42 protein-coding genes and 1 pseudogene are annotated in these 21,650 nt (G+C 58.4%); 20 read left to right on the forward strand and 23 right to left on the reverse strand.

Annotated features, from left to right (window positions below; genetic code table 11):
• Positions 1-831: 831 nt before the first annotated feature.
• The 17 genes and pseudogenes from E2H86_RS08775 to E2H86_RS08845 form a co-directional block, all read right to left on the reverse strand.
• Complete coding sequence (locus E2H86_RS08775) at positions 832-1,341, reverse strand: acyloxyacyl hydrolase (RefSeq protein ID WP_133326763.1); 510 nt, start codon at positions 1,339-1,341, stop codon at positions 832-834.
• Between the two features lie 235 nt (positions 1,342-1,576).
• Complete coding sequence (locus tag E2H86_RS08780; protein WP_133326765.1) at positions 1,577-2,263, reverse strand: hypothetical protein; 687 nt, start codon at positions 2,261-2,263, stop codon at positions 1,577-1,579.
• Entirely contained in the window at positions 2,260-2,409 is a 150-nt protein-coding gene (locus tag E2H86_RS25935) for a hypothetical protein (protein ID WP_165976048.1), read from the reverse strand. The genes E2H86_RS08780 and E2H86_RS25935 overlap by 4 nt, the downstream gene beginning before the upstream one ends.
• Complete coding sequence (locus E2H86_RS08785; RefSeq protein ID WP_133326767.1) at positions 2,406-2,765, reverse strand: endodeoxyribonuclease RusA; 360 nt, start codon at positions 2,763-2,765, stop codon at positions 2,406-2,408. Before E2H86_RS08785 ends, E2H86_RS25935 begins: the two co-directional genes overlap by 4 nt.
• Positions 2,762-3,064 carry a nuclease domain-containing protein gene (locus E2H86_RS08790; RefSeq protein WP_061302584.1) on the reverse strand — a complete coding sequence of 101 codons (303 nt, stop codon included), beginning with the start codon at positions 3,062-3,064 and terminating at the stop codon, positions 2,762-2,764. The genes E2H86_RS08785 and E2H86_RS08790 overlap by 4 nt, the downstream gene beginning before the upstream one ends.
• The gene (locus tag E2H86_RS08795; RefSeq protein WP_016487776.1) at positions 3,064-3,462 is read right to left on the reverse strand and encodes a recombination protein NinB; all 399 of its coding nucleotides are present in this window, start codon (positions 3,460-3,462) and stop codon (positions 3,064-3,066) included. Before E2H86_RS08795 ends, E2H86_RS08790 begins: the two co-directional genes overlap by 1 nt.
• Positions 3,459-3,680 (reverse strand): hypothetical protein, encoded by a 222-nt coding sequence (locus tag E2H86_RS08800; RefSeq protein ID WP_133326770.1) that lies wholly within the window; start codon positions 3,678-3,680, stop codon positions 3,459-3,461. Before E2H86_RS08800 ends, E2H86_RS08795 begins: the two co-directional genes overlap by 4 nt.
• Entirely contained in the window at positions 3,677-4,033 is a 357-nt protein-coding gene (locus E2H86_RS08805; RefSeq protein WP_133326772.1) for a hypothetical protein, read from the reverse strand. The genes E2H86_RS08800 and E2H86_RS08805 overlap by 4 nt, the downstream gene beginning before the upstream one ends.
• Complete coding sequence (locus tag E2H86_RS08810; RefSeq protein WP_133326774.1) at positions 4,033-4,215, reverse strand: hypothetical protein; 183 nt, start codon at positions 4,213-4,215, stop codon at positions 4,033-4,035. The genes E2H86_RS08805 and E2H86_RS08810 overlap by 1 nt, the downstream gene beginning before the upstream one ends.
• 20 nt (positions 4,216-4,235) lie before the next feature.
• Positions 4,236-4,997 (reverse strand): replication protein P, encoded by a 762-nt coding sequence (locus E2H86_RS08815; RefSeq protein WP_133326776.1) that lies wholly within the window; start codon positions 4,995-4,997, stop codon positions 4,236-4,238.
• Positions 4,994-5,272, reverse strand: coding sequence for a hypothetical protein (locus E2H86_RS26190; RefSeq protein WP_243744039.1), 279 nt, complete (start codon positions 5,270-5,272; stop codon positions 4,994-4,996). Before E2H86_RS26190 ends, E2H86_RS08815 begins: the two co-directional genes overlap by 4 nt.
• A gap of 372 nt (positions 5,273-5,644) precedes the next feature.
• Positions 5,645-5,758, reverse strand: a pseudogene (locus E2H86_RS26195) (helix-turn-helix domain-containing protein); the annotation flags it as partial.
• Positions 5,759-5,769: 11 nt separating this feature from the next.
• Positions 5,770-6,192 carry a hypothetical protein gene (locus tag E2H86_RS08825; RefSeq protein ID WP_133326780.1) on the reverse strand — a complete coding sequence of 141 codons (423 nt, stop codon included), beginning with the start codon at positions 6,190-6,192 and terminating at the stop codon, positions 5,770-5,772.
• On the reverse strand, positions 6,189-7,046 hold the full coding sequence (locus E2H86_RS08830; RefSeq protein WP_133326782.1) for a BRO-N domain-containing protein: 858 nt from the start codon (positions 7,044-7,046) through the stop codon (positions 6,189-6,191). The genes E2H86_RS08825 and E2H86_RS08830 overlap by 4 nt, the downstream gene beginning before the upstream one ends.
• 78 nt (positions 7,047-7,124) lie before the next feature.
• Positions 7,125-7,331: a hypothetical protein gene (locus E2H86_RS08835; RefSeq protein ID WP_103444648.1), complete on the reverse strand. Its 207-nt coding sequence runs from the start codon at positions 7,329-7,331 to the stop codon at positions 7,125-7,127.
• Positions 7,332-7,349: 18 nt separating this feature from the next.
• Entirely contained in the window at positions 7,350-7,550 is a 201-nt protein-coding gene (locus E2H86_RS08840; protein WP_103444649.1) for a hypothetical protein, read from the reverse strand.
• Positions 7,551-7,582: 32 nt separating this feature from the next.
• A complete protein-coding gene (locus tag E2H86_RS08845) occupies positions 7,583-7,831 on the reverse strand; it encodes a transcriptional regulator (RefSeq protein WP_133326784.1) in 249 nt (82 codons plus the stop codon).
• Positions 7,832-7,927: 96 nt separating this feature from the next.
• Here E2H86_RS08845 and E2H86_RS08850 point away from each other — a divergent pair, with 96 nt between their 5' ends.
• Both E2H86_RS08850 and E2H86_RS08855 read left to right on the forward strand, forming a co-directional pair.
• Positions 7,928-8,770 carry a S24 family peptidase gene (locus E2H86_RS08850; protein ID WP_133326786.1) on the forward strand — a complete coding sequence of 281 codons (843 nt, stop codon included), beginning with the start codon at positions 7,928-7,930 and terminating at the stop codon, positions 8,768-8,770.
• A 56-nt stretch (positions 8,771-8,826) separates the two neighbouring features.
• Positions 8,827-10,341 (forward strand): ATP-dependent nuclease, encoded by a 1,515-nt coding sequence (locus E2H86_RS08855; RefSeq protein WP_133326788.1) that lies wholly within the window; start codon positions 8,827-8,829, stop codon positions 10,339-10,341.
• Positions 10,342-10,427: 86 nt separating this feature from the next.
• Here E2H86_RS08855 and E2H86_RS08860 read toward each other — a convergent pair whose 3' ends face one another.
• Entirely contained in the window at positions 10,428-10,754 is a 327-nt protein-coding gene (locus E2H86_RS08860; protein ID WP_133326790.1) for a DUF1654 domain-containing protein, read from the reverse strand.
• Positions 10,755-11,180: 426 nt separating this feature from the next.
• Between E2H86_RS08860 and E2H86_RS08865 the strand changes: the two genes are divergently transcribed.
• Both E2H86_RS08865 and E2H86_RS26395 read left to right on the forward strand, forming a co-directional pair.
• Positions 11,181-11,645, forward strand: a complete 465-nt coding sequence (locus E2H86_RS08865; RefSeq protein ID WP_133326792.1) for a hypothetical protein — start codon at positions 11,181-11,183, stop codon at positions 11,643-11,645.
• A gap of 65 nt (positions 11,646-11,710) precedes the next feature.
• Positions 11,711-11,845 (forward strand): hypothetical protein, encoded by a 135-nt coding sequence (locus E2H86_RS26395; RefSeq protein WP_306767644.1) that lies wholly within the window; start codon positions 11,711-11,713, stop codon positions 11,843-11,845.
• A gap of 2 nt (positions 11,846-11,847) precedes the next feature.
• Here E2H86_RS26395 and E2H86_RS08870 read toward each other — a convergent pair whose 3' ends face one another.
• Complete coding sequence (locus E2H86_RS08870) at positions 11,848-12,126, reverse strand: hypothetical protein (RefSeq protein ID WP_133326794.1); 279 nt, start codon at positions 12,124-12,126, stop codon at positions 11,848-11,850.
• A gap of 444 nt (positions 12,127-12,570) precedes the next feature.
• On the opposite strand from E2H86_RS08870, the gene E2H86_RS08875 reads away from it, so the two are divergent.
• The 13 genes from E2H86_RS08875 (at position 12,571) to E2H86_RS08930 (ending at position 18,047) form a co-directional block, all read left to right on the forward strand.
• Positions 12,571-12,849 (forward strand): hypothetical protein, encoded by a 279-nt coding sequence (locus tag E2H86_RS08875; RefSeq protein WP_133326796.1) that lies wholly within the window; start codon positions 12,571-12,573, stop codon positions 12,847-12,849.
• Positions 12,846-13,130, forward strand: coding sequence for a hypothetical protein (locus E2H86_RS08880; RefSeq protein WP_133326798.1), 285 nt, complete (start codon positions 12,846-12,848; stop codon positions 13,128-13,130). The genes E2H86_RS08875 and E2H86_RS08880 overlap by 4 nt, the downstream gene beginning before the upstream one ends.
• 20 nt (positions 13,131-13,150) lie before the next feature.
• Positions 13,151-13,405 carry a hypothetical protein gene (locus E2H86_RS08885; protein ID WP_133326800.1) on the forward strand — a complete coding sequence of 85 codons (255 nt, stop codon included), beginning with the start codon at positions 13,151-13,153 and terminating at the stop codon, positions 13,403-13,405.
• Positions 13,402-13,632 carry a hypothetical protein gene (locus tag E2H86_RS08890; RefSeq protein WP_133326802.1) on the forward strand — a complete coding sequence of 77 codons (231 nt, stop codon included), beginning with the start codon at positions 13,402-13,404 and terminating at the stop codon, positions 13,630-13,632. The genes E2H86_RS08885 and E2H86_RS08890 overlap by 4 nt, the downstream gene beginning before the upstream one ends.
• A complete protein-coding gene (locus E2H86_RS08895) occupies positions 13,629-13,823 on the forward strand; it encodes a hypothetical protein (RefSeq protein ID WP_133326804.1) in 195 nt (64 codons plus the stop codon). The genes E2H86_RS08890 and E2H86_RS08895 overlap by 4 nt, the downstream gene beginning before the upstream one ends.
• A 120-nt stretch (positions 13,824-13,943) precedes the next feature.
• Positions 13,944-14,090, forward strand: coding sequence for a hypothetical protein (locus E2H86_RS25940; protein WP_165976044.1), 147 nt, complete (start codon positions 13,944-13,946; stop codon positions 14,088-14,090).
• Positions 14,091-14,098: 8 nt separating this feature from the next.
• Positions 14,099-14,731 carry an AAA family ATPase gene (locus E2H86_RS08900; protein WP_133326806.1) on the forward strand — a complete coding sequence of 211 codons (633 nt, stop codon included), beginning with the start codon at positions 14,099-14,101 and terminating at the stop codon, positions 14,729-14,731.
• 11 nt (positions 14,732-14,742) lie between these two features.
• Positions 14,743-15,396, forward strand: coding sequence for a hypothetical protein (locus E2H86_RS08905; RefSeq protein ID WP_133326808.1), 654 nt, complete (start codon positions 14,743-14,745; stop codon positions 15,394-15,396).
• A gap of 63 nt (positions 15,397-15,459) precedes the next feature.
• Entirely contained in the window at positions 15,460-16,125 is a 666-nt protein-coding gene (locus tag E2H86_RS08910) for a 3'-5' exonuclease (protein WP_133326810.1), read from the forward strand.
• 3 nt (positions 16,126-16,128) lie between these two features.
• Positions 16,129-16,317: a hypothetical protein gene (locus E2H86_RS08915; protein WP_133326812.1), complete on the forward strand. Its 189-nt coding sequence runs from the start codon at positions 16,129-16,131 to the stop codon at positions 16,315-16,317.
• A gap of 81 nt (positions 16,318-16,398) precedes the next feature.
• On the forward strand, positions 16,399-16,764 hold the full coding sequence (locus E2H86_RS08920; RefSeq protein WP_133326814.1) for a DUF7740 domain-containing protein: 366 nt from the start codon (positions 16,399-16,401) through the stop codon (positions 16,762-16,764).
• Positions 16,739-17,107 (forward strand): hypothetical protein, encoded by a 369-nt coding sequence (locus E2H86_RS08925; protein ID WP_133326816.1) that lies wholly within the window; start codon positions 16,739-16,741, stop codon positions 17,105-17,107. Before E2H86_RS08920 ends, E2H86_RS08925 begins: the two co-directional genes overlap by 26 nt.
• A 340-nt stretch (positions 17,108-17,447) precedes the next feature.
• Entirely contained in the window at positions 17,448-18,047 is a 600-nt protein-coding gene (locus tag E2H86_RS08930; protein ID WP_133326818.1) for a hypothetical protein, read from the forward strand.
• Between the two features lie 81 nt (positions 18,048-18,128).
• Here E2H86_RS08930 and E2H86_RS08935 read toward each other — a convergent pair whose 3' ends face one another.
• A complete protein-coding gene (locus tag E2H86_RS08935; RefSeq protein ID WP_243744034.1) occupies positions 18,129-18,425 on the reverse strand; it encodes a hypothetical protein in 297 nt (98 codons plus the stop codon).
• Positions 18,426-18,473: 48 nt separating this feature from the next.
• Between E2H86_RS08935 and E2H86_RS08940 the strand changes: the two genes are divergently transcribed.
• A complete protein-coding gene (locus tag E2H86_RS08940) occupies positions 18,474-19,343 on the forward strand; it encodes a hypothetical protein (protein WP_207955616.1) in 870 nt (289 codons plus the stop codon).
• Here the strand turns inward: E2H86_RS08940 and E2H86_RS08945 are convergent.
• Positions 19,340-19,795, reverse strand: a complete 456-nt coding sequence (locus tag E2H86_RS08945; protein WP_133326822.1) for a hypothetical protein — start codon at positions 19,793-19,795, stop codon at positions 19,340-19,342. The genes E2H86_RS08940 and E2H86_RS08945 overlap by 4 nt on opposite strands.
• A gap of 48 nt (positions 19,796-19,843) precedes the next feature.
• Between E2H86_RS08945 and E2H86_RS08950 the strand changes: the two genes are divergently transcribed.
• A complete protein-coding gene (locus E2H86_RS08950; protein WP_133326824.1) occupies positions 19,844-20,551 on the forward strand; it encodes a hypothetical protein in 708 nt (235 codons plus the stop codon).
• 39 nt (positions 20,552-20,590) lie between these two features.
• On the opposite strand, the gene E2H86_RS26200 is transcribed toward E2H86_RS08950, so the two are convergent.
• Positions 20,591-20,890, reverse strand: coding sequence for a hypothetical protein (locus E2H86_RS26200; protein WP_133326826.1), 300 nt, complete (start codon positions 20,888-20,890; stop codon positions 20,591-20,593).
• 212 nt (positions 20,891-21,102) lie between these two features.
• Between E2H86_RS26200 and E2H86_RS08960 the strand changes: the two genes are divergently transcribed.
• Positions 21,103-21,369 carry a hypothetical protein gene (locus E2H86_RS08960; protein ID WP_133326828.1) on the forward strand — a complete coding sequence of 89 codons (267 nt, stop codon included), beginning with the start codon at positions 21,103-21,105 and terminating at the stop codon, positions 21,367-21,369.
• Here E2H86_RS08960 and E2H86_RS08965 read toward each other — a convergent pair.
• A complete protein-coding gene (locus E2H86_RS08965; RefSeq protein ID WP_133326830.1) occupies positions 21,342-21,650 on the reverse strand; it encodes a hypothetical protein in 309 nt (102 codons plus the stop codon). The two genes, E2H86_RS08960 and E2H86_RS08965, sit on opposite strands and share 28 nt — an antisense overlap.

The following is a 21,650-nucleotide window of genomic DNA, read 5'->3' on the forward strand; positions in this document are numbered from 1 at the left end:
GGCGCTTCAATCAGCTCAAATGTTCTACTTCACGACTTTCTCGGATCATTTTTTACATCTTTCTCAGCAACCTTGTCGTGCCGACTATAGAGCTCTGCCTTTGAAGCCCGCTCGGTGTTGGCAGCCTTACTTCCCTCCGCCCTTGGGCCTTGGGGAGATGTATTTGCGTCAGAACTTTTTTCACCCTGGCGCGATGTTTTATCCGTCATATAAACCTCTGATGAGCCCAGTTAACCGAGCTCAATTAAATGAATTACTCAGCGAGTGATCCATTATGTGTACGCATCTGCCTCCGGTCATTCTCCGGACCTTTATCAAGGCCTGGCTCGTCATCATCTGGGGTGTATCCCAGTGGATCATCAGCCTCGAGGAGCGTATGTGGCGAAAGAGCCGTACGTGGTGGGGCGCGTTTACCAACGGCGCCCAGGATAAGTCCAACCAGTATTCTGACTACTGAACTTCTCCATATTTGAAGCTTTTTGATGCTCAGGGGACTCAGGTTCTTGTTCAGGTGTAGCGTCGGGATCGATATAATCGTCCCTATCCTCTGGGCTAGATTTGTCCAACACCTCGAGCTTTTCTGTACCTGATTCAACTTCCGATTCAAGCCCTGGAGATCCATCTGGTCTGGCAATGTCACTAGACATAAGTACCTCTCATTAACTCAGAAAATCTGAGCTAAGGTGAGTATGCGCCCTAAAGTGGCTATAGGGTGAAATATCAGACCACCGGGAAAACAAAAAAGACCGAGGCAATGATGGGGCCTTTTTAAGCCCTCTTCAAGAAACAAAAAGCCCGCACTTGGCGGGCAAGGGAGCTACGCAGAAATAGTTAAATCTGGTGGCTGTAGAACAGCGAGAACGACTCGATGCCGTCGTTCGGCTGCTTGATGCCTGCGTTGGAGTAATGGACCGCTCGAATACCCACCTTCTGGGTCTCGCCAATCTTGAGGCCAGCGCCGATGCGATCCTCGAAGTTGAAGGCGGAGCCGAAGTCCTGGTCACCCGCGGAGGTGCCGGAAAACACCGCAACGCCAATACCCGCCTCAACAAATGGCTTCACATTGCCGCTACCGAACTCATAGACGAACACAGGAGCGAATGAGAGCGAGTGAGCGCCGCCGGAAGCATCTCCGGCCTCCCAATAGGTATACCCAGCATCCCAGTAACCGGTTAGACGGCCCGCGCTGGACTCAAACCAGCTTCTGTCCCAGTTAAAGCCAACGCCTACGCGCGCTGTAATGCCACCTTGACTTGTCGCACCCAGCGCCCCGGAAAGCTCAGCTGCTCCGGCGGACGCAGCGACAAGGGACAGCGCTGCAGCAGCTAGAACGGTTTTCATAATCACGGTCTTCCATGTTTGTTTAGTTAGCAACCTATCAGAATCATAGTGCTATCAAAACGTTCCGTGTTACAAAAAAAAATCTCTATCCGACCTCGCTCGGGGGCTTGTGGCAGGACTCTTGAGGCCCTCTTCGGGCAATAAAAACCCGGCTTTTGGGGCCGGGTTCAGGACGTTTTCGCCATAGGCGAAATTATGACGATGGCGAAATAGTGCCAAATCACTCCTCAAACTGTCAAGCGGCTATTTCCTGCGCCTCGTCATTGCGTTCACGGAGCCTTTCCACCACCCGGGCAACAGGCTTGAGTGCCTGCTTGTCGAGCTTGTCGACCTGGGCGCAGAGCGCATCCCATACCTCTTGCCAGTCCCTGGCCCAGTTCTGAGGATTCATCTTCTCGCCAGTGCGATCCTCGACGAACATGCATACCGCCCCCGGCCCCATCGCCTCGCCGTCGTGCACGAGGATCTTGTGCGATTGGAGCGCTGCCATTGCCATCCAGTAGGCTCGCTGTTTCTTGCGGTCTGTGAGCGCTTCCAGACCGCTCCCGAGCCATACCAGGCCATGGGCAATACTGAGGTCGTTTCCGCTGGCCACGGGCGAGTACAGGAAGTGCCCGAGGTGACGCAGCGACTTTGGCAGGGAGTCGATCGCCTGAAGCACCAGGCCGGCGGTCAGCATGTGAGCGCAGCGGTCGTTTGTGAGGCGGCGCCCCGGGCGAGTCTCCTGCACCCCTTCCTTCCGAACCTCATACACCTTGCACACCTCCTGGCCGTCGTGGTTTTCCAGCATGACCATGATCTTCACATCGCCGGAACCACCCTTCTTGCCCAAGGCTGCCTGCTCCGCGGCTACGGCCAGGGCGGATGCGCGGTTCTCGTGCAGTGCGTCGTGCCAAACTTGGCGGGCGCTGATTACTTTCATGGTCGTTCCCCCTGGATGCGATTGTTCTTCTTCAGCAAAAATTCTTCGTAGCAGCGCTTACGGCGGACCGCGCCGGCCCAGGACATCGCCCCGCCCGACACAACGATCAGCGCCGCCAAAATCAGAAATGCCCATGCTGGTGTCATGCTGCTTGCTCCTGTGCTTGGATACGGACGCGCACGGCGCCGCCCTTGATCGTTTCCTTGCTCACCCTGATCTGGGTGGCGAAAACGTTGTCGTCGATGCCCAGGGCATCTGCCAGGCCGTCACGGCCCGCCTTGAACATCGCCAGCAGGTTGTCGTCGTCGCGCCGGCGGCGATCGGGCGGCACGAACTCGAGCATGAGCAGCGCGTCACCTTCCGGCGCTTTGATACCGGCCTGCTTCGCCAGCAGGTGGCAGGCTGCCCGGTAGGACTTGGCCGCCTTGCTCTTCCTGGTCCAGTGCACTCGGGCGTTCGGGCTGCATGCGGCCGGCGGCCACGGCAGTGTCAGGTCCGTCATGCAGCCCCCTTGATGGTCAGAATGCCGGCCCGGATCAGGGCCTCATGAGTCTCAGCGATTGCCCGGGGCATGTCGGACCAGTCCACTTCGCCCTTCCCCCGACCATCGAGCACGTCGTGACAGGCGCTGCAGGCGTATACCGCCACGGTGTCGAAGCCCTTCATGCCCATGCCCTTTTGCCCGCAAGGCAGGTGGGCCAGCACGGTGGTCTCCGGGTTGAAGTTGCAGATGCCAGGAATACGGACGGTGCAGTCCTGGCCGCGGGCGCTCTCGCGCACCTTCTTGGATACGACGCGCATCAGTACCGCCCTCCCCACCGATCAGGTTCAGTCCATCGCACTCCATGCTCGGCCCCGAAGGCGTGCATCACTTCGAACAGGTCGCTGAACCACTTCTGCGACTGCTTGCGGGTCGAGACGCCCAGGACGACGAAGCCACCGTCTATGCCCGGTACCGCGTCCTGCTTCTGCACCGCGGCGCTGAAAATGTGCTTCCAGTCTTCGTCGGTGAGCTTGCGGCCGTACCACTCCACCTGCTGGGAGACGTCGCGGAGCATTGCCCACATCTTCCGGTTGCAGACGTCCGGGCGTTTCTCATCCTTGATGACCACCACCTTAGGCTTGGTCAGGTCGATGGCGTGCAGGGCACCGTACAGGCGGTTGAGGTCTTGGCTGCTGCGGATGGCGAACTCGGTCATGGCCGCACCCCCGTCTTCTTGCTCACCTTCCCTTCGGCTTCCAGCTGACGCATGGTCTTGCGCAGCGTGTTCAGGTCGTAGGCGCGCATCATGGCCTTGATCCACTTTTTCACGATCGTGACGCAGGCGTAGGACAGGGCGAAGAGCACCAGGGCGACGAAGGCAGTTCCGGCGCACGCCATGACCGCATAGCCCAGCCACATGGCAAGATCATTCATGGCGCCACCTTCAGGCCCTGAGCCTCAATCGCTTCCTTGGCCTCAACTCTGCGGCACAGGCCGAATATCTCGTCTGCATCCTCAACGTCGCTCATGCTCGGGACGAATTCATGATGGCGGTGCGAGTCATACGCGCCCTCGAAGCCAACTACCTTCGGCAGCTCCACCACCACGGCCTCTCGGGAGGCCTGCCAGGCCTGCCACATCCCCTCCACCACCCGATTTCCGTACTTATGGCCATCCCAGCTTGAAAGGGTCTTGTCTTCAGGGTCGCGCGCATCTTCCTGCAGGTGCCAGTTGTACCGCTGGCGGGCCCAGGTCTCGAACTGCTCGCGCATCTTGTTGGTGTCCATCAGTGCTTCTCCTGCGCGTGCCACTTGGCCTTGTACTCAGCGATAAAGTCGGCGGGGAACTGCGAGCGCCAGCCACATGAGCACTTGAACTGCTCACCGTCCCAGCTGGTACGCGGCATGCTGCAGGTCGACCCTTTTTCCATGGCTCCTCCGCAGTAGGGGGCATAACCGGGCTGCTTCATCAGATTTTCTCGAACAGTGCTCACACTCCCTCCCCGGCCGGCTGCCCGGCGCGCTTGATGTTCAACTTGGCCAGCAGGTGTGCACGGCACGCGGCAGCGCCGGTTGGAAGCTGCTGGATTTCCAGCAGGCGGACCTGCTTCTGGGCGGCGTACTCGTCGGCCAGTTCGACCAGGCTCTTCTGGCTGTCGTGGCCGATGCCGGTGGCGATGTCGCCCAGTGGCTCGCCGGCGACCAGCATACGGATCGTGATGTCGTAGGCCCGGGCGAATACCTTCTCGGCACGCTCCACCTCCATCGATCCCAGGTTCTGCGCCTCGCACTGCAGGGCTGCGTGGCGCACCGCTGCGTGCGACCAGGCGCGGGAACCGGCACGGCTGGGGTGGAAGTTCTCCAGCGCCTCTGCCAGGGCCCGCGCAAGCGGCGGAATGCCCATCTCCTCCGGGGTTGGCTGGCACAGCTTGATGAACTTTCCGCTGCTCGGGGCGAAGTCGGTACCCAGCACCCGGCACTTCTGGATGCCGAAGCGGATCTGCTCGAGCGTGTTGATGCCCGCGGCGACGAAGGATTTGATCCAGCTGCGCTTGGCAGCCTTCAGGGCTTCGTCATCCGGCCATGCCTGCTTCCACGCCGGGAAGATGGCCTGCAGCTCCTTGAACAGGGCGTTGACCACTTCGGTGGTGCCAGGGTCCAGCTGCTTCGCCGGTGTCTGCGCCTCGGCTGGCAGGTTGCGGGCCGTGGCCATGATCTGCGTCACGCTGCGCAGTTTCGGTTGTGCGGTCATAAGCCCCCCAGGTCATCAGCCCAGCTGGTGTCGTTGAAGTCGGGACCGCTGCGGCGCTGGCCCTGCTGCGCACCCGGCAGCACCTTTTCAGGGAACAGGCCGGTCCAGCCGTTGCTGATCGACTGGTTGATCACAGCGTCGGGCGCGTGGTGCTTGGCCAGCTGGGCGGCCTGGCGCTCGCAGGAGGTCTTGGTCAGTCGCTTGCCGATCTCCTTGCGGTGCTGGCACCAGTCGGCCCAGATCTGGTCGCTGACGTTGGCCGGCTTGGCAGTCATCGGGTCAAACTTCGGAGCCTTCTTTGGAGTCGCAGGAGCGTCAGCGACTGCCCCCTTCGGTTCTTTGATGGTTCCTTGATGGTTTATTGATGGATTGGGTGCAGCTCCTGCACCCCGTTCTGTCGTGGTTTGCACCCCGTTCTGTCGTGAGCTGCACCCCGTTGTGTCGTCATTTGCACCCCGTTCCGAACCGGGTGCAGCTGTTGCACCCCGTTCAATGCACAGGTCATAGACGGTTGGGCGGCGGTCGTGACGGTCGATGTAGGCGCCAGCAATTGCCTGATTCCCAAGGCGAATCACACCGATCTCCAGTAGGTGGTCGAGCTTGTACTTCACCGTGCGGATGGACAAACCAGTGTCATCGCTTATGCTTGCGGAGGACGGAAAAGCCCCTCGGCCGTTCTTGTCGGCATAGTTGGCCAGGACCAGCAACACGTAACGCGCAGTAGCGTCTACGATGTCGCGCTGCTCCAGGGCCCAGGACATGGATTGAACGCTCACTGGGCACGCTCCAAGGGGGCAGCATCCCGCTGTTGGCAGACAAGCATGAGCGCCGCATTCCGCTCCTCGCGTGCAGCGTTCCCACGCCGACGCATGCCCACGACGTGCCGGTAAGCCCGGAATTTCAGGCCGGAACCTGATGGCATGTCGCTCGCAGCCTCTTGCAGATCGCAGCAAACATCGCCGTAGCAGAAGGCGCCCCACTCACTCTCCCGGAAATCGGTCGAGTTGAGATCGTTGACGTAGAAATCACGCGCTGCTTCGCAGTGGCCGCAGGTCTTGTAGGTGGACACGTCGCCCTCCCATAGCCCCGAGACGTATTCGTAGCGCTCGCCTGGCTCGATGTGGCCATGGCATTCGGTGCAGCTGTGACGCTTGCGCGCGACACGGTGCGTTTCGGTGTGAAATGCCGGATTCATGCTGCACCCCGCACAGCCTTGTCGTGGGTGTGCAGGCCGTCCCAGTTCTTCTTCATGGGCAGCTCGCCGGCCAGGTAGAGCTCGTACAGGCGCACGGCGCCCTTGCGCAGGAGGATCGGCGTGTAGCTGATGAACGCCTCTTTCCCGTGCGGGGTTATCTCCTGCTGGTGCTCGGTCATGTACTTGTCGCGGGCATAGGCGGCCACGCGGTAGCGGGTACCGGACTTGCTCTCGTTGTAGAGCCAGTTGCGGCGCTCAAGGAAGTGGCCGACCTGCATCACGTTGACCCCATTGAGGCCCTTGCAGAACTGGACGTGGCTCATGCCTTCCTTGAACAGGTTCTCGAGGTGGTCGATTTTCTTGGCCTGGGCCTCGACCTGGACGGTGAGCAGGACGCGGGCTTTCTCCGACTCCAGGGCCATCTGGAGGATTTCCAGCTTGCTGAGGTCGGCGGGCTGGGCCGGGGCGGTGTATCCGCCGGTTCTGCGGATGTTGGGCAGAACCTCGCTCACCACCCATTCTTCGAAGCGTTCGGCCTGGGGCAGCTTGGAGCGCATCACCAGACGGTAAACGTCACGCTCGGGGATGATGTTTGCCGATGGGCCAAGGGTGAACGAATCGTTCACCCCCACCGGGCGCGGGCTTTTGCAGTGGTCGCGCACTGCTTTCTGTGGGTTGGAGTAGCCGAGGCCTTCAGCTACATCACGAGCAGAGAACCAAGGCTCACCATCAACGAGCACGACACGAACGTCGAACCCCTCGAAATTGAACAGGTTTACTGTGCGCGCCACGAAATCGTGGTTCGCATTTTGTGGCGCGAGGGCCACGGTATTGCTTTGGATGGTCTGGTGCATATATGATGACCTCACACAAGCGTTACGAAAGCAGTACAAGAAACCGGGCGGCCACCCGGTTTTTTTGCGCCTGCGTTTTCAGGTGTCACTTTTGAGGCCCTCTTTCGGGACCAATTGGACTACCTGTGCTTTGGGCCTTCCGAGACGAGCCGGTCCGCCCATGGCCAAGAACTCGATCGCTACAGCCTCGAGCGCCTGGTCAATGCTTAAGCCCTTCTTCAGGGCAAAAGCACTAATCCTTCTCTTCGCACCATCACTCAGGTGCTCGTAGTCGATTTCAGCCACGTGACCTCCATAGGGCCTCTAGGCCGCGCTAGACTGCTTGTCGTCCTTGCTCAAGGCCTCAATCGCACCGTTCTCTACCGCCCACTCGATCATCAGGTACAGGTAGGTGGCGTGCTGCTCTTCGGCGCGCTCTGCTGCCCTGGCAAGGATGCGGTCAAGGGTCTTGTTGAAACGGACCTTCCGAGGCGTATCACGCTTGTGGGATTGGTCGGCGTACATGCGGGCACTGCTCCTTGCAGGTTGGTTGGGGGTTATGCGGCTGAAAGCGCGTGGCTCTGATTGCTGTCGATCTGATTCCACGGGAACGAAGGACACAGGTCGGCACGACTCACAGCGCCATTCGTAAGCGCTTCAATCTGTAATGCGCGCTTGGCTGGGACCGTGCGCTCTCCTGAACACCATTGGTTGACGGTCGGCGCCGCCACATTCAGCCGGCGCGCCAATTCCGCCTGGCTGCCCAGCACGCGGGATGCTTCTTTGGCTGCTTCTGCTGATTTCATGAGCTCTCTCCTGGAGATTTATCGGTGAATATAAGGCATTACCTTATTGCTTACAAGCCATTGCCTAATCACCGCCGTGATAGGCCTAATTAGGCAATGCTTACCGGACCAGAACTAGGCGCAGCCATTGAAGCCGCGCGGATCGCCAAGGGCGTATCGAAAAAGAAAATCGCAGACGACTTCCAGGTGAAGCCTCCGTCGGTACAGGGCTGGGTGAAAAACGGCCGGATCGACAAATCCAAGCTGATGGATGTGATTGCCTACTTCGCTGATGTGGTTGGCCCCGAGCACTGGGGGCTCCGTCCTGGCTTTTCTTATGAGAGCCTTCCGGACGTCATGCCAGAACCCGTCGAGGATTCGGAGCCAACCTCAGCTGCGGACATGGTTCGCAACATGCTGGCCAAGCAAGGAAAGAACCTCTCTGACGCAGCTCGCGCTCAGTTGATGGCAGCCGCCGAAGCGTCCGATGAGGGGAATGTGATTACCGTCGATTTCTCCCGACCAGGTCTAGTCGGTGATGAAGTTCGGATTGCCCACTACGACGTGCGTGGCGCCATGGGCGGCGGCCAGACCCCGCATGACTACCCGGAGATGTTGAAGGACATTCGCGTCAGTCCAAGCCATCTCCGTGAGCTGGGCGTTGAATTTGAAGAGCATTTCCACCTGAAAGTGGTCACGGGCTGGGGCCAGTCAATGGAGCCCACCATCAAGCACCGTGACCCGCTGATCGTGAACATCAACATCCGCGAGTTCGTGGGCGACGGAATCTATCTGTTCTTCTGGGATGACCACCTCTACATCAAGCGCCTGCAAGTGGCTGATGAGGACCATTTCGAGATGATCTCGGATAACACAAGACACAAGGATCGGCTGATCCGACGGGACATGACCTACATCCAGGCCCGGGTGCTGCTGGTGTGGAATGCTCACCTCGTATAACTAACTAATCCAACCATATAAAATTAAAAATACCAACACTGCACAGGGAAGTTACCATGTTTCAAAGCGAAATTAGAGAAAGCGAAATCGCAGAGCTTTTAGAAAAAGTTCAAAAAAGAAACTATCACAAGTACCTCTACAAAATAATTGTTGAAAAAGCAAGAGGCTATGAAAACACTGTACTCACTTTCGACTTCCCAGTTACAGCACTGATCGGTCCGAATGGCGGCGGAAAGAGCACTCTACTCGGTGCCGCTGCACTTGCTTACAAGAACATCAAGCCATCACTTTTCTTTTCCAAAAGCGGCCGATTTGATGAAAGCATGCAAAACTGGAAATTTGAGTATGAGGTTATAGATCGTGATGAAAAGCAACAGGATTCCGTAAAGCGGACTGCAACATTCACTAACTTGCGCTGGAGTCGAGAGGCCTTGAACAGGGCAACTAGAGTCTTCGGCGTTTCGAGAACAGTTCCTGCAACGGAGAGACCTGACCTCGCTCGCTGCATGTCCCGGAAATTCGATGTACAGCCGTCTGCCATCACCAGCATCCCCCAGTCAGCTGCCGCTGCTGTGGCAACGATACTGGACAAAGATGTGAGCGAATTCAACTTCCTAAAGGTTGACGCCAAGGGTAAGGTCACATTGCTTGCTGGGCAAACACCGAGTGGGGATAAGTATTCCGAGTTTCATTTCGGCGCAGGAGAATCCAGTATTATTCGGATGGTCGTTGCTCTCGAAACCATGGCAGAGCAATCCTTGGTCCTGATCGAAGAAATCGAAAATGGCTTGCACCCTTTGGCGACAATCCGACTAGTAGAATATCTGATTGACCTTGCGAAGCGTCGAAAAATTCAAGTCATTTTCACAAGTCATTCAAATGATGCACTGCGACCGCTTCCAGATAAAGCTATTTGGGCCGCCATTCGTGGGAAAGTTTATCAAGGCAAACTTGATATCGCCTCTCTTCGCGCCATAAGTGGCGTTGTGGATTCCCGTCTAGCAATCTTCTGCGAAGACCGCTTTGCAAAGCTATGGATCGAAGAGATTCTTCGAAACGTAGACGGCATCGCCTTGGATGCGATTGGAATTCATCCCATGGAGGGAGATGGGACTGCGCAAAGGGTTCACCTAGACCACATCATAAACCCGGCAACACAGCAGAAATCCATATGCATCGTCGATGGAGACTCAAAATATAAAGAAGATTATCAGAAGCTGATTTTTAAGCTTCCAGGTGATTCCCCTGAGCGCCATATTTTCAACAGGGTACTGGGGCGAATTGAAGAGTTCTCGGGTGAGCTTGCAGTAGCGTTGCTGAAACCATACGAGAAATCTGGATTAGTAGAAGAAGTTACTCGCAGTGTCGCAAACACTAACCGAGACAAGCACACTATTTACTCGCAAATCGGAAAGCGGCTCGGCCTTATCCCTGAGAACCGCGTTAAAGAAGCTTTCATCAGTATCTGGGCGCGGGCTTATCCCGAAGAGCTTCAAGCTTTGGTAGATGGGTTTAGCAGCTTACTCCCTCTGGAGAGCAATGAGGTTACGCTAGGCACCGCAAGTGCCTAATTGACTGCTGAATGCCTGCGAGCCCCCCCTACTGCTCGCAGGCATTTGGGCCGCGCTCAACTTCAGTTCGCCCTACCTTTCGCCCATCAGAACGGCGCCTCCTCCTCCAGCTTCTCCTCCTCCCAATCCTTCTCCACGATCAGATCGTCACGTTCGTCGACGCTCTGCGGCTCCCAGCGAATTGTCACACTCTCGTCGTCGTTGAACGTCAGGTCCAGCTCTGGCGTTTCGGCCAACAGGCCCATCACCTCCTCCCACTCCATGTCTCCATCCGTGTCCAGACGATGGATCGTCACCCATCGCTGAGCCTGGGCGATCGGGTGATTGATCATCGACGAGACTCTCAGGCCCAGGCGTTCCAGGCCGGTCATCTCTTGGCGCGCTTGCGGGGTCGACTTCTTATGCTTGGCCATACCTTCCTCCGTTAACTGTACATCCATCCAGTATTAGGCAGAGCTTACCCGAGCCATCGAACGATGCAAGCCCGGATAGCGGATTAGGCACATATGAAAAAGTTAGGCATTACCTATTTACAAGAATTAGGCATTGGCTTATCGTTGAATCCATCGAGGCGCTACACAGCCCCTCGGGAGGCCCTCAAGGCTCACCGCTCTTTAACAACCAAGACCGCCGAGCCTGCAGGCATAGCAGGCCACCATCCCCGCAGGGCTCTGGTGCGATCAGGTGTGCCGCAATAGAGCGGCATCCAAGCGGCGCGCATGCCTCGACAGATGCAGGAAGCGCGATACCGGGTGAGCGACCGGGGCCTGAGAGAGAACAGAACGATTTACTGATGCCGGTTCACTGAGCCGGCATTGGAAATCAACTGGAGAAAGCGCATGAAAATCGTAGATGCCGTAACCAGCGTTGAGCTGAGTTGGTACAACCGCCGCTGGAACATGAGGCTTCGCGGCGACCAGAAGGTCCGCGACGAGATTCAGGACGGCCTGGTCTATGACCGCTTCGGATCGCTGTACCTGGCCCAGAGCGAAGGACTTGTCGATTACTGCTCTGCTGGCAGCGGCGGTGCTTGCGGCGGCAAGTTCAAGATGCGCGACGGCAGCATCGAGGAAGTAACCGGCGCCTGGAGCAGCAATCCAGGCCACGTGCTCAAGGCCTCTGGCATTGACACAGTTTCGACCAGCTTCAACGGCTTGGTCATCTCAATATCGCTTGAGGCACTTCGCGAGCTTGCCCACCGCTTCAACTTCGTGATCGACGAGACCACCGATGCCTATCGGTACAACATCTCGCCGGTTCCGCAGGCGGAGAAGATCACGCTGGAACGGCGTTACTTCAACTGAGCAGACGGTTCCCCGGTGCGCCTCAAGCGGTGCGCATCAGGGGGAATCCACTGGAGGAACACAGCATGAACCGCAATCAATTCCGAAAAGCTCGCGTCGCCGTGAAGTCCGACCGCATCAACAACACCTGCAACTGTCTCGTCCCCGGTTACGAGAAGGCGCTGATTCTTGAGCTTATGCACCGCGACCGCGCTGCCTGATTTCACTGGCTGGCCTTGGCGACAGGGCCAGACGGGAAATCAACATGTGAAAAGGAAACCTGATCCCAAAGCCCCATGATCACAAAGGCAAACACGGCGATGCCAACACAAGATACCCAGTTCCTTTCAGTTGTTTCTCTGCGCCAGTTCCCCTTCGGCATTCGGCCGAATGTGGCTAGTTTCACGACTGGCCAGCCCAACCAATAGAAAATGAACCAAAAGACGACCTCCAAGAACAGGTTCCACAACGCCCTTCCCAAGAAAGCGAGAACCTCAGTCATACCAGTATCCTCAATGTGACTCGCTTGGACAGTGTAGGTGGTGGATCAGCCTGCAAGTTGAGCCAACACCGCCGAACGCCATTCCCCATCAATCGGAGGAAAACAGTTCACAGTGTGCTCTGCAGTGTTGATGAATGCGGAGGCTAATGCGCTGAAGAGCCGATAGATACTGATGCCACGGCCTGATGCCCTGCTTCCGGTCGCAGGGTAGATCGGAGTGTGAACTGAATCCTGCCGCCAAGCAGCACAGCTTCTATCCAGCGAGATCGGGAGGAACGAACACCGGTCGATGCAGAGATTGGCTCCTGCCAGTTCACACCCCGATACACCCCGCCCCCTTCCCTTCAAATTCGACCGCATCGGCAGGCGCCAGGCCACCTTTCACGGTGGGTTTGGTCACCTTCGCCTGGCGCCTGGCCAATGCGGTTGTCGAGGATCGCCAAAATGCACAATTGCACCGATACCCAAGCCGTGTGCCGGGGCTGCGGCCTCAAGTTGCGCGGCTCGCCTTCTTGGAAAGGCGGCATGGCCTATCACCCTGAGCCGCGCGGCGAGGTTCACCGCTGCCATTACGGCGGCTGGGTCTGCTCGCGGCGCTGTGACATCAAGGCCTGCGTCGAGCTGGAAGGAACCATGCCCGGATGTGGCGGGGTAAACAGCTTCGAGCGACTCTCCCCCTATGCCAAAGAGAGCATCAATCGCCATTGGCCGGAGGCTGCATGAGTGGCTGGCAGCCGATTGCATCGGCGCCGCGCGACGGCACTGAGGTGCTGCTTGCATCCATTGGCCAGACATTCGACGGCGTGCCGATCCCGGATCGAGTAACGCTGGGGCATTACACCGTAGGCGACGAGCTCCTGAAGCACGTAGGCGACTGCGGCGGTGTTTGCCGCTGCCCTGAATACGAAGACATCGAACCCTTCTGGATGTCGTGGGATGGCGGATTCACCGATGAAAACCCGCCTACCCACTGGATGCCACTTCCAGCACCACCCACCGAGTAACCCACCACCTGGAGGCGATCATGGCTCACGAGCATGAGCTTTACGCAGACAGCGCACAGGGCCGCGAGCTTGATCGCCGAATCTCCGGTGATCACGACGTCCACTGGGCCGCAGACATAACCCCCGAGCAGGCGGCTGCGAACAACCAAGCCTGGCTTGCGATCATCCGCCAGCAAGAAGAACACCGAAAAGCTACCAGCCGCCGGGTGATTGCCGCGGCACTCGACAAGATGGAAGCCATGTGCGGCTCAGGCGCCGCTCGGAGGACAGCATGAACAGGAGCACCCGCCAGGCGGTGATCGATATCATCGACTCTCGCTTTACGGCCATCTGCGAGAACTTCAGCGACACGCTTCGAGGCGAGCTGGTCATGGCCATTGACCTGGCCGGCCTCACTGGCGCCATTGGTCTTGTCGAGCAGCGCACCTATACAGAGCGCCTGAATCGCATTATTGCCCGCGACCACGAACAGTGGATGGAGATGCACGGGAGGGTGGCATGAGCACAGCACCTGTGAAGTCCTTGATCGACGAGCAACTGGAGCAGATCGAGCGCACGTTTGCGGTGATCAGCTTCGGCATCCCGTTCAACGAGGCTGTCGGCCTGCCACGGGAAACGCCAGTGGCCAGCCTAAAGCGCAGTCTTGCCGTAACTATGAAGGGCCGGCGCATCGCCGTCCGCGTGCGGCCATGACCAGCTACCAGCGAGCCCGACGCTTCGCCATGTGGCGCGGCAGATTCATCACCCTATTCCTCTGCACTGCGTGGGTGCTCGCCAGCGCTTACGCAGGCTGCATCACTTCCTGAGGCGCCCATGAACACAACGCCCCGCCTGGCCGCCCAGCTCGACTGGATGACGGTCGGATCGTTCTCGCCTGAGCGGTACCAGGGCGAAGAGCGCAAAGAGTATGAAGACGAGGCCGCTCGCATTGAGCGGCAGTGGGACAACCAACCGAACTGAGGTGCCGCATGGCAACCGTAACCCTGATCCTCGGCAAGTCCGGGGCTGGCAAGAGCGCTTCGTTGCGCAACTTCAAGCCTGATGACGTGGCCCTGGTCCAGGTCATCAAGAAGCCGCTTCCCTTCCCTGGTTCAAAAGCCTGGAAGTCGTACGTGACCGATAACTGGGTCAAGGTGATCGGCGCCTGCCGTCAGACCAGGCGCAAGGTGATCGTGATCGACGACTTCCAGTACATCCTGGCCAACGAGTTCATGCGCCGGAGCGAGGAGAAAGGGTTCGACAAGTTCACCGAGATCGGCCGGCACACCTGGAACATTTTCGAAGCACTGCTCAGCCTGCCCGACGATGTTCGCGTGTACATCCTCAGCCACACCGAGGAGACGGACGCTGGCCAGATCAAGATGAAGACCATCGGCAAGATGCTGGACGAGAAGATCACGCTGGAGGGCATGGTCACCATCGTCCTTCGCGCAGTGGTCAGTGACGGCCAGCATCTGTTCAGTACTCGCAACAACGGTTCTGACACTACCAAGGCCCCAATGGGCATGTTCAACGAAGCGATGATCGACAACGACCTTGCCCTGGTCGATGCCGCGATCTGCGAGTACTACGACCTCACCAATACCAACCAGGCCGCATAGGAGCCTTCTGAATGTTCAATCTGGACGCAAACGCCGCGCGCTCCGCGGACAACAAGTCAGCCTTCATCGACGAGGCGGGCAAGTTTATTGGCGAGTTCCTGCGAGCCGAATACATGGAGAAACAGGACACAGGCTCTACCGGTATCGGCTTCACCTTCAAGAGCCGCGACGGGGCCGAAGCCACCTTCTACCTCAACCTGACATACCAGCACGGCACCAGGAATGAGGGCGGCTACGCCATGATGAACGCCATCATGGCCTGCCTGCAGTTGCGCACCGTCGGCGCACCACAGCAAACCCAGTTCGAGAAGTGGAACAGCGACACCAGGCAGCGTGAGCAGGTAACCGCCCCTGGCTTCCCCGAGCTCCTTAAGAAGCCAATCGGCCTGCTCATCCAGATGGAGATCGAGAAGAGCAGCCAGACCGGTATGCCGCGACCGATCATTTACGCGCCATTCAGCGCCGAATCGGAAAAGACGGCATCCGAGATCCTCGACCCGCGTTGCACTACCCCAGCGAAGCTGGAAAAGATGGTCCAGCAGTTGATGAAGAAGCCAGTGCATGACCGTCGACCGAAGTCAGCCCAGGTATCCAGCGGATACGCCCAGCAAGACAACTACGACTACGGCGCACCGCCTGACTTCTCAGACGAAATCCCGTTCTGATTGCTCATGAGCAGCAGTCCATCCCGCTGCTGCCACCCCTTCCTCTTCCGCGATGGACCTCATATGACCGCCTACATTTTCGACTCTGAAACCACCGGCCTGAACAACCCCGAGTTAGTTGAGGCCGCCTGGCTGCAGCTCGGTGCCGGCCTGGCCGTAACCGGCGAGTTCTTGCAGCGCTACAAGCCATCCAAGCCCATCGAACTTGGCGCCCTGGCAACCAGCCACATCCTGGACGAAGAGCTGGTCGACTGCCCGCCGCATGATTCCTTCAAGCTGCCAGAAGACGCCACCTACCTGATCGGTCACAACGTCGATTACGACTGGGGGGTGATCGGCAAGCCGGATATCAAGCGCATCTGCACCAAGGCCCTGAGCTCGATGCTTTGGCCGGACGCTGACTCGCACACCCAGTCGGCGATGATCTATCTCCACTACCGGTCGGAAGCCCCCGAGCTGCTGAGAAACGCCCACGCCGCGCTTGATGATGTGAAGAACTGCCGTCGCCTCCTGGCCGCCATATTCAGCACCCTGAAGGCGCAGCTGGGGCGACCGGTGGCCAGCTGGGAAGAGCTCTGGGAAATCTCCGAAGACGCTCGCATCCCGGAGATCATCCGATTCGGCAAGCATGCCGGCTCGAAGATCGAAGACATCCCGCGCGACTACAAGCGCTGGCTGCTTGGCCAGGCCGACATCGATCCATACCTGCGGAAAGCTCTGGAAAAATAAGCCATGCCACTTGCAGCCATCCTCGACATGCTCCAGCGCCGAAAGGAACTGGAGCGTCATCTGCAGCTGCTGTTCAACCGCAGCTGCCAGTGGGGCCGCGCCGAACGGGTGCGCGGCGCCGCAACCATCGAGAACCTGACCCAGCAGCTGTTCGAACTCACCGAGCAGATCGACGCGGCGCGGGCGGCATGAGGCGGATCAACACCCTAGTCCGCCAGCGCCGACGGCAAGACCAGTTCCACCTACCGCCAAGCGGTCTCACGGAGCACAGACATGCAGAAAGCACCTTCTGGAGTGGTAGCCCTGCCGGCCTGGCTGAATCGGCCAGTCAAGAAGCTGTACAACACTCGCAGCGGCGGCAAGTACCGGCCTGATGATGTGGCGCTGGCCTTTGCGCTGAGCCTCCGCATGCACGACAGCGCCGATCACCTGCGCAGGCTGGCTCGCCGTCTGGTCGACAAGGTCTGCCTCGAGCACCAACCAAACATGAAGCGCCTGGCCCGCGAGCCGGACGACGCCAAGGTGTTCGACGCTGCGCTCAAGATCATCAATCGGGTGTGCGACCTGCTCGATATCGGGCCGGGAACTACCTTTGTGCGCAATGGGGGCGATGATGGCTCTGACGCAGCAGCAGCGTGACGAGAAGCGCAGGGCCAAGGCATCCAAACACGGTGAAGAAGACCTGCGCCTGAAAGCGCGCGCCGGCACCCGCCAGGCACTGGCCGAGATCATGCAATGGGCCGAAGTAGAGGAAAACGGCGAGGCCATGACCCTGCTGATTCACCGCATCCATGAATTAGGGCCTGAAGCGGCCCGCCACTTCCTCAGCGCGCCGCGCCACGAAATAGTCGTGTCGGATTTTGTGGCGCGACGACTCGATCAATTCAGGATCAGCCGCCAGATGCGCGAGCCGCTTCTGAGGGCTGGCGACGATCCAGACGACAGCGGGATCTACGTGATCGAGTACACGCAGAGAATGTAAAAGTCGATCATCTAGAGGAGCTCTCAAAGCTCCCTGGCAGGATAATCGACCATCCCCTGCGTTTCTTTTTGGGCTTACCTTTCTTTGACCCAAGTGCTTTGCGAAGCGCTGCTGTAGCTGCCTCATCTGCCGTTAGCTCAATGCCATCTTCTTCGGCAACGTGCTTCGCCAGGTCAATTCCGGAAATGAATTTACGAGTTCGTTTATCGAAAGCCATCTCGGCGCCCTCGGCTCGGCCCCATGCCGGTCACCCGTAATACCCCATCCCAAACCAAATTGCCACCATGCCGCATCCGGCCCTCGGAGGCATGGAGCTGCCCACACATTTCAGGAGAGCGCAATGAGCAAAGCCCTGAAGCTGGTTTATGGTGTCGGAGCAAACGACGCCGACTATCAGGTCTGCCTTACCGAAACGGTTAACGGACGCCGCAGATCCGTATGGACCTGCCCGTTCTACAAAGCATGGACCGGAATGCTAGAGCGTTGCTACAGCGAGAAGTTTCAGCTCAGGAACCCAACCTATCAAGACTGCTCGGCATCCAGCGATTGGCTCGCCTTCTCGTCATTCAGGGCTTGGATGTCCAGGCAAGATCATGAAGGCAAGCACTTGGACAAAGATCTGCTTGTGCCAGGCAACAAGGTCTATTCACCGGATACTTGCGCATTTATCCCGCCGGACCTGAACAGATTCATGGTCGATAGCCAGGCGATACGTGGTGACCTGCCAATCGGTGTTTCCTGGCACAAGGCGCGGCAAAGGTTCGTGGCTCAGTGCAGAAACCCTTTCACCGGTCGCCACGAGTTTCTCGGCTATCACACCAGCGCCTCCGAAGCTCACCAAGCGTGGCGAGAGCACAAGCACCGGATTGCAATCGCCTACGCCGAGACACAGTCGGACCCTCGTATCGCCGCAGCATTGCGTACTCGGTACGCCGCCTGATTCTCCCGCGCTGCCCGCCAGCGCCTTCCCCTATTCAACGATAACGCCTCCCCGGCGAAGGTTACGCTGCTCCCAGTACAGCTATCGATTTCTGCGCGCATCCTGGGGATAGGCTTTTTTCGCGATCACGACCGTGAAGCTGCCTGTGAAGCTGTGACGAAGCTCTCGAGGCATAAGGTAGGAAAAGGATACGAGCCAAGAGCCATCGCCAAGCTGCAGGGTCTCGGTTCTGTATTTATCAACTTGATACTCATCAATGCCCACGACTGCAGCGACTTCTTGATTGGTCGGCTCGGTACTCACGGGATCTTTTCTCTGGAACCCCGGCTTGGGGTGAGCAGCATCAATACGCGCATTAATGGCAAATAGCCACAACATTCTACTCCGCCGCCCCGGCGAGGGCGGCGCCTGCAATGGAGATTGCCAATGAACCCCTACCAGATCACTGGGCCGGCGCAGATCGGCGTCAGTGGTGGCCGCACCAGCGGGCACATGCTCTGGAAAATCCTTGAGGCCCACGGCGGTAAGCTCCCGGCAGATGTGCACGCCTTCTTCCAGAACACCGGCAAGGAGCGCGAGGAAACACTGGTGTTCATCGACGCCATGGCCAAGCACTGGGGCGTCAACATCGTCTGGATGGAATGGTGCCGGGTGTACGGCCAGCCGGACGACGCGCCCTGGTACAAAATCGTCGACTTCGAGACGGCCAGCCGCAACGGCGAGCCGTTCACGATGATGCTGGAGTACTACGAGGCCTACCGGAAAGCAGAAAAGAACCTGCCGGCCGTGCTGCCGAATTTCAGCAACAACATGTGCACCGCTTACCTGAAGGTGAAGATTGGCGAGAAGCACATGCGCGCCCTGGGCTACGACGAGTGGGACTGCGTCGTCGGCATCCGCTACGACGAGCCCCGCCGCTACAGCCGAATGATGACCGCCAACGAGCGCGGCAATGCCCGATGGGACAGCGTCTGCCCTTCCTATGTCGCCGGCGTCATCAAGGAGGACGTGGCTGCCTTCTGGGCCGAACAACCTTTCGATCTGGGCATGGATTCGGACTACGGCAATTGCGACCTTTGCTGGAAGAAGAATGAGGCCAAGCTGATCAGGACCATCCAGGAAGATCCGTCGCGGGTGATCTGGTGGTCTGGAACCGAGGAGCGGTTCGGCCAGGTGTTCCGGCAGGACCGACCCAATTACCGGTCTCTGGCCTGGTCAGCAGACCAGCGAGCCAGGCAGACGGATTTCGATTTCGACTACCTGGCCGAAGACATTGACTGCTTCTGCGGGGACTAGCCTTTCAGGCTGCTGATGCGTTCGCAGATAGCGTCGTAAGCCTCATAGAAATAGTACTTGGGCAGAAACTCTGTCTCCCGAAAATCCGCAACTCTACGCTCTCGATCAGGCTTGAAGGTTGCGAGAAAGGGATCGTTTTGAGCGATTACGATTTCTGGTTGGTCGTAGTCGTCGAACTGGCTTCCAGTGATGTCTATGATCGTTCCGTTCAAGTCGAGCCATACGTGCGAACCAAGCTCGCCCTTTCTCCCGCCATTTCGCCCGTGAACCCTCAGCGCGCCAGGATAACCTTGTTCAGATAGGTACGCGGCCAACATCAACGATGAATCATCGCATGAGGCGTGCGGGAAATTCTTGGAAATGCTGACTCCGAACCAGTGACCCTCTTCGACCAGTTGTTTCAACGCCGACCGAAACTCAGCAACTACAACGCCCAATTCTCGCTGACTCACAACCACCTCCATTCGATATGCGGCGAACTATAACCGCGAGGTATCCCCATGCCCACAGAAAACCGATCCAGCAACACAGAGATGGTCAGCTTGTCGCGTGACTTGATAGACCTCACCCTGGCGCACCTGCCGAACGACAGCGCTGCCAAGTGGGAAATTCACGAAGTGCTTGCACGGCCAGCTCCGCAGCCCCACCCCGAGCCAATAGCCTGGATGGTTGGTACTGCCATCTGGTGGACCAAAGAAGAGGCAGAGCGGGATGCGGCAGAGGTTGGCCAGCCGGTAATTGGCCTGGGACCGATGATCGATGCAGCCGAAGTTGAACGGCTTAGGGCGGAGAACGAGCAACTGCGCGAGGTCATCAAGCATTCTGACTCGAACATCCAACGGCAGAGCCTGCGGATTTCGAATCAGCGCGCCCAGTTGGCCGAGCGGGATGCGCTGCTGCGTGAAAAGTCTGGCGACCTTATCCGCATGGCTGCGCACCTCATCAGCGCGCCGCTATTCGCCCTGCAAGACCTGCAGGACGAAGACAAGAAAATGACCCGGGCCCGAGTGGACATGGCTGTCGACACCGCAGACACCAGGCTGAAGGATGCAGCCTACGAACTCCGCCGAATCGCTGACGCCCTATCCGCCAGTGCAGAGCCGAGCGCGCCGACTTGGACGTGCCAGCCCTGCAAGATTGAACAACCGACTGATCGACCCTGTGATCTTTGCGACGGCAAAACCGAGCTGAAGGTTCTTCAACCCTGACAGGAGTACATCCGTACTCTCCCCGCAGCGCTAGGGCTGCTACCGAGAAATGGCGAGAAGCTCTGCAACGGGAGCACCGTTAGCTACGACGCTGTGGGCTCTATCGATCCCCCAAGCCAACGCAGTACTCATCGACTCACCTGGACGGGAGTCGTAAGCATCCTCGAGCTTTGCCCGACCCGAAGGTGCGTACACACCGATGAACAATTGCGTAGAGCCAGTGCGCGAAAGCCTGACTTGTACGTCGATTGCGGTTCCATCGCTGCAGATCTCCTCATGACTTCGGCTGTGAAGCGCCGTGTCCGCCCACATCCAATATTTGCTGCCTCTAGTTCTCATCTTCTTATCCTTCTCTGTTCTCTCTAGTAACTCACACAAACCTTTTGCGCACATGACCACTGGGCAGTTGGCCTCAACCGTTTGGCTATCGGAGTGTGCGCATTTCCCTCTATTCATTCCCGCGATAGGTGTTCAGCCGAAAACGGCATATCTCAGCCGCGGGTGAGGTGCGCTAGGCTTGGTATGGCGGATAAGAAATCATGGGAGGAACGATGAGCACCGATATATCGATGGTCACTCTGCCGCTTGAACTGGTTGAGCTGATTCTCTCTGAGCTGCCCAAGGGCAGCGCAGCAGCGGATCGCATACGCGATCATTTGAACGGGATGGCCGAGGAATCTAAATCTGAACCGGTGGCCTTCCTGGCGCACCGGCTGACGGGGAATCAAGCTGGGAAGAGGTTCGTTACCCAGCCTGATTCGCGATACAACCCAGCCCTGTACAGAGGGCCTTACCCGGTCTTTGAACGGCCCGACTGAACCGCCGCCATGCGCCCGCCATCTTCGGCGACCCGGCGTGCGCGCCCCACTCCCCAGGCCAATGCCCTGGTCATCGATTCGCCTGGCCGGGAGTCGAAAGCTTCCTCGAAGATCGCAGCGCCAGCCGCAGCATAGACGCCGATGAACATCTGCGTGTTGCCCGTGCGAGACAGCCGCACCTGCACGTCGATAAACGTGCCGTCCTCAAGAGTTTCGTCATGCTCTCGGTGATGAAGTGTGGGGTCCGCCCACTGCCAATACACATCTCCGCGAACTCGCAT

This window comes from Pseudomonas putida, assembly GCF_004357765.1.
Classification (GTDB): domain Bacteria; phylum Pseudomonadota; class Gammaproteobacteria; order Pseudomonadales; family Pseudomonadaceae; genus Aquipseudomonas; species Aquipseudomonas putida_U.

Coding starts and splice junctions, on each gene's coding strand:
- E2H86_RS08775 (WP_133326763.1), bottom strand. CDS start 1,341: ATGAAAACCGTTCTAGCTGCTGCAGCGCTGTCCCTTGTCGCTGCGTCC.
- E2H86_RS08780 (WP_133326765.1), bottom strand. CDS start 2,263: ATGAAAGTAATCAGCGCCCGCCAAGTTTGGCACGACGCACTGCACGAG.
- E2H86_RS25935 (WP_165976048.1), bottom strand. CDS start 2,409: ATGACACCAGCATGGGCATTTCTGATTTTGGCGGCGCTGATCGTTGTG.
- E2H86_RS08785 (WP_133326767.1), bottom strand. CDS start 2,765: ATGACGGACCTGACACTGCCGTGGCCGCCGGCCGCATGCAGCCCGAAC.
- E2H86_RS08790 (WP_061302584.1), bottom strand. CDS start 3,064: ATGCGCGTCGTATCCAAGAAGGTGCGCGAGAGCGCCCGCGGCCAGGAC.
- E2H86_RS08795 (WP_016487776.1), bottom strand. CDS start 3,462: ATGACCGAGTTCGCCATCCGCAGCAGCCAAGACCTCAACCGCCTGTAC.
- E2H86_RS08800 (WP_133326770.1), bottom strand. CDS start 3,680: ATGAATGATCTTGCCATGTGGCTGGGCTATGCGGTCATGGCGTGCGCC.
- E2H86_RS08805 (WP_133326772.1), bottom strand. CDS start 4,033: ATGGACACCAACAAGATGCGCGAGCAGTTCGAGACCTGGGCCCGCCAG.
- E2H86_RS08810 (WP_133326774.1), bottom strand. CDS start 4,215: ATGAAGCAGCCCGGTTATGCCCCCTACTGCGGAGGAGCCATGGAAAAA.
- E2H86_RS08815 (WP_133326776.1), bottom strand. CDS start 4,997: ATGACCGCACAACCGAAACTGCGCAGCGTGACGCAGATCATGGCCACG.
- E2H86_RS26190 (WP_243744039.1), bottom strand. CDS start 5,272: ATGACTGCCAAGCCGGCCAACGTCAGCGACCAGATCTGGGCCGACTGG.
- E2H86_RS08825 (WP_133326780.1), bottom strand. CDS start 6,192: ATGAATCCGGCATTTCACACCGAAACGCACCGTGTCGCGCGCAAGCGT.
- E2H86_RS08830 (WP_133326782.1), bottom strand. CDS start 7,046: ATGCACCAGACCATCCAAAGCAATACCGTGGCCCTCGCGCCACAAAAT.
- E2H86_RS08840 (WP_103444649.1), bottom strand. CDS start 7,550: ATGTACGCCGACCAATCCCACAAGCGTGATACGCCTCGGAAGGTCCGT.
- E2H86_RS08845 (WP_133326784.1), bottom strand. CDS start 7,831: ATGAAATCAGCAGAAGCAGCCAAAGAAGCATCCCGCGTGCTGGGCAGC.
- E2H86_RS08850 (WP_133326786.1), top strand. CDS start 7,928: ATGCTTACCGGACCAGAACTAGGCGCAGCCATTGAAGCCGCGCGGATC.
- E2H86_RS08855 (WP_133326788.1), top strand. CDS start 8,827: ATGTTTCAAAGCGAAATTAGAGAAAGCGAAATCGCAGAGCTTTTAGAA.
- E2H86_RS08860 (WP_133326790.1), bottom strand. CDS start 10,754: ATGGCCAAGCATAAGAAGTCGACCCCGCAAGCGCGCCAAGAGATGACC.
- E2H86_RS08865 (WP_133326792.1), top strand. CDS start 11,181: ATGAAAATCGTAGATGCCGTAACCAGCGTTGAGCTGAGTTGGTACAAC.
- E2H86_RS26395 (WP_306767644.1), top strand. CDS start 11,711: ATGAACCGCAATCAATTCCGAAAAGCTCGCGTCGCCGTGAAGTCCGAC.
- E2H86_RS08870 (WP_133326794.1), bottom strand. CDS start 12,126: ATGACTGAGGTTCTCGCTTTCTTGGGAAGGGCGTTGTGGAACCTGTTC.
- E2H86_RS08875 (WP_133326796.1), top strand. CDS start 12,571: ATGCACAATTGCACCGATACCCAAGCCGTGTGCCGGGGCTGCGGCCTC.
- E2H86_RS08880 (WP_133326798.1), top strand. CDS start 12,846: ATGAGTGGCTGGCAGCCGATTGCATCGGCGCCGCGCGACGGCACTGAG.
- E2H86_RS08885 (WP_133326800.1), top strand. CDS start 13,151: ATGGCTCACGAGCATGAGCTTTACGCAGACAGCGCACAGGGCCGCGAG.
- E2H86_RS08890 (WP_133326802.1), top strand. CDS start 13,402: ATGAACAGGAGCACCCGCCAGGCGGTGATCGATATCATCGACTCTCGC.
- E2H86_RS08895 (WP_133326804.1), top strand. CDS start 13,629: ATGAGCACAGCACCTGTGAAGTCCTTGATCGACGAGCAACTGGAGCAG.
- E2H86_RS25940 (WP_165976044.1), top strand. CDS start 13,944: ATGAACACAACGCCCCGCCTGGCCGCCCAGCTCGACTGGATGACGGTC.
- E2H86_RS08900 (WP_133326806.1), top strand. CDS start 14,099: ATGGCAACCGTAACCCTGATCCTCGGCAAGTCCGGGGCTGGCAAGAGC.
- E2H86_RS08905 (WP_133326808.1), top strand. CDS start 14,743: ATGTTCAATCTGGACGCAAACGCCGCGCGCTCCGCGGACAACAAGTCA.
- E2H86_RS08910 (WP_133326810.1), top strand. CDS start 15,460: ATGACCGCCTACATTTTCGACTCTGAAACCACCGGCCTGAACAACCCC.
- E2H86_RS08915 (WP_133326812.1), top strand. CDS start 16,129: ATGCCACTTGCAGCCATCCTCGACATGCTCCAGCGCCGAAAGGAACTG.
- E2H86_RS08920 (WP_133326814.1), top strand. CDS start 16,399: ATGCAGAAAGCACCTTCTGGAGTGGTAGCCCTGCCGGCCTGGCTGAAT.
- E2H86_RS08925 (WP_133326816.1), top strand. CDS start 16,739: ATGGCTCTGACGCAGCAGCAGCGTGACGAGAAGCGCAGGGCCAAGGCA.
- E2H86_RS08930 (WP_133326818.1), top strand. CDS start 17,448: ATGAGCAAAGCCCTGAAGCTGGTTTATGGTGTCGGAGCAAACGACGCC.
- E2H86_RS08935 (WP_243744034.1), bottom strand. CDS start 18,425: ATGTTGTGGCTATTTGCCATTAATGCGCGTATTGATGCTGCTCACCCC.
- E2H86_RS08940 (WP_207955616.1), top strand. CDS start 18,474: ATGAACCCCTACCAGATCACTGGGCCGGCGCAGATCGGCGTCAGTGGT.
- E2H86_RS08950 (WP_133326824.1), top strand. CDS start 19,844: ATGCCCACAGAAAACCGATCCAGCAACACAGAGATGGTCAGCTTGTCG.
- E2H86_RS26200 (WP_133326826.1), bottom strand. CDS start 20,890: ATGAGAACTAGAGGCAGCAAATATTGGATGTGGGCGGACACGGCGCTT.
- E2H86_RS08960 (WP_133326828.1), top strand. CDS start 21,103: ATGAGCACCGATATATCGATGGTCACTCTGCCGCTTGAACTGGTTGAG.
- E2H86_RS08965 (WP_133326830.1), bottom strand. CDS start 21,650: ATGCGAGTTCGCGGAGATGTGTATTGGCAGTGGGCGGACCCCACACTT.